This is a genomic window from Micromonospora sp. 4G55, from assembly GCF_016803375.1.
In genome coordinates, this window is sequence record NZ_JAEVHN010000821.1 from 1 (window position 1) to 2440 (window position 2440).

General features: G+C 75.7%; 1 protein-coding gene and 1 pseudogene. Both read left to right on the plus strand.

Features of this window, described 5'->3' with window-relative positions; all coding sequences use genetic code 11:
• Window positions 1-1059, plus strand: a pseudogene (locus JNW89_RS34710) (FAD-dependent oxidoreductase); the annotation flags it as partial.
• 255 nt (window positions 1060-1314) lie between these two features.
• A partial coding sequence (locus tag JNW89_RS34715; RefSeq protein WP_238452249.1) for an MFS transporter occupies window positions 1315-2440 on the plus strand: 1126 nt, incomplete at its 3' end.

The window sequence follows — 2440 nt, forward strand, 5'->3', positions numbered from 1 at the left end:
CGGCTCCGGCCCCGCCGGCCTCGCCGCCGCGCAGCAGCTCGCCCGCGCCGGTCACGCCGTGACCGTGTACGAGCGGGACGACGCGATCGGTGGCCTGCTCCGGTACGGCATCCCCGACTTCAAGCTGGAGAAGGAGCACATCGACCGGCGGCTGGCCCAGCTCGCCGCCGAGGGCGTCCAGTTCCGCACCGGGGTGGACGTCGGCGTGGACGTCACCGCCGAGCAGCTGCGCGCCGAGCACGACGCGGTGCTGCTGGCCTGCGGCGCGCTCCAGGGCCGGGACACCCCGGAGACCCCCGGGCGGCAGCTGCGCGGCGTACACCAGGCGATGACGCACCTGGTCGCCGCCAACCGCGTGGTCGCGGTGGCCGGCGACGGGCGACCGGCCCTCGCGATGCTGCCCGACGCACCCCGATCGACGCCGCCGGCAGGCACGTCGTGATCATCGGCGGTGGTGACACCGCCGCGGACTGCCTCGGGGTGGCCCACCGGCAGGGCGCCGCCGGGGTGCACCAGCTCGACCTCTACCCGGAGCCTCCGGAGACCCGGGACGCCGCCCGCGACCCGTGGCCGACCTGGCCGTGGGTGCTGCGCAACTACCCGGCGCACGAGGAGGGCGGCGAGCGGGTCTTCGCCGTCGCGGTGCAGGAGTTCGTCGACGACGGCACCGGCCAGGTCAAGGGCGTACGGATCGCCGAGGTCAGCGTCGAGAAGCGGGACGGCCGGCGGATCGTCACCCCGCTGCCCGGCTCCGAGCGCGAACTTCCCGCCGACCTGGTGCTGCTCGCCATCGGCTTCGAGGGCACCGAGCAGCAGCCGCTGCTGGAGCAGTTCGGGGTGCGCCGCAACGCCCGGGGCGCGATCGACGCCCGACCCGACTGGCAGACCGACGCCGACGGCGTCTTCGTCGCCGGTGACATGCACCGGGGCGCCTCGCTGATCGTCTGGGCCATCGCCGAGGGACGGGCCGCCGCCGCGGCGATCCACGCGTACCTCGGTGGGGTCGGCGAGCTGCCGGCCCCGGTGGACCCGGCCCGGCAGCCGCTCGCCGCCCGCTGACGGCCTGCGGCGGCGACCCCGCCGCACCGACACCCCGGTCCGGACCTGCCCGTCCCGACCGGGGTGTCCGTCGTCGCCGTCCGGTCCGTCCCGGGACCTGCCGGGCTGGTGGGGCGTGCCCCAGGCCGGCGCCGTCGACGCGGTGAGTCCGCTCACGAAAGCCGCAAACAGGTTTAGCGCGCGGCAGACTTGGCCGCTGCCGAACCCGCCGTGGGTTCGGCTTCGTCATGTCGTCGTCTGGACGGGGAGGCCCTCGTGGCCCTCGGGAGCACGTTCGCCGCACTGCGTCACCGCAACTACCGGATCTGGGCCGGTGCCGGCTTCGTGTCGGTGATCGGGACCTGGATGCAGGTGCTCGGCGTCAACTGGTACGTGCTCGAGCAGACCCGCTCGGCGACCTCGATGGGCCTGGCCGTCCTGCTCCAGGCCCTGCCGACGCTGCTGCTCAGCGTCTGGGGCGGGGCGCTGGCCGACCGGCTGCGGGCGAAGCCGTTGCTGATCGCCGCCCAGGCGGTACACGCTCTGCTCGCCGCGGGACTGGCGGTGGCCGCCGTCACCGGCGCCGGCGGCCTCCCGGCGATCTACGCGATCGCGCTGGTGACCGGGGCGGTGTCGGCGATCGAGGGGCCGGTGTCGGGCCGCTGGTCCTCGACGCTGGTCGACCGGAAGGACCTCGGCAACGCCCTCGCGCTCGGCTCGCTGACCAACTCCGCCGGCCGCATCCTCGGCATGAGCGCCGGCGCCGTCGTGGTCGCCGCCGTCGGCCCCGCACTGCTCTTCGCCGTCAACGCGGCCAGCTTCGTCGCGGTGGTCGGCGCCCTGTTCGCGGTACGCGAGGGGGAGCGGCACACCGGCGAGCCGGCGGCGGCCGACGCGCTGTCGGCGGACGGCGGCATCCGGGCCGGCTTCCGCTACCTGCTGCGCCAGCCGGTGGTGCTGGTCGCGTTGGCGCTGTCGTTCGTGCTGGGCAGCCTGGGCCGCAACTACCAGGTGACCATGGCGGCGATGAGTGACGGCCCGCTGGCCGCCGGGGCGTCGGGCTACGGCGTGCTCTCCACCGTCTTCGCGGTCGGCACGGTGCTGGGCGCGCTGGTGGCGGCCCGCCGCCGCGAGCTGGGCTACGGGCTGCTGATCTGCGCCGGCCTGCTGGCCAGCGTGTTGCAGATCGCCGCCGGGCTGGCTCCCGGCACGGTCAGCTTCGCCGCGGTGATCCTCCCGGTGGCCGCGGCGGCGGTGATCATCGACACCACGGTCGGCGCCCGCGCCCAGCTCGACACCGACTACGCCATGCGCGGTCGGGTGCTGGCCGCCCTGGCGGTCACCGGCTCGGTCTCCGCGGCGGTCGGCGCGCCCCTGCTCGGTTGGCTCTCCGAGCACGCCG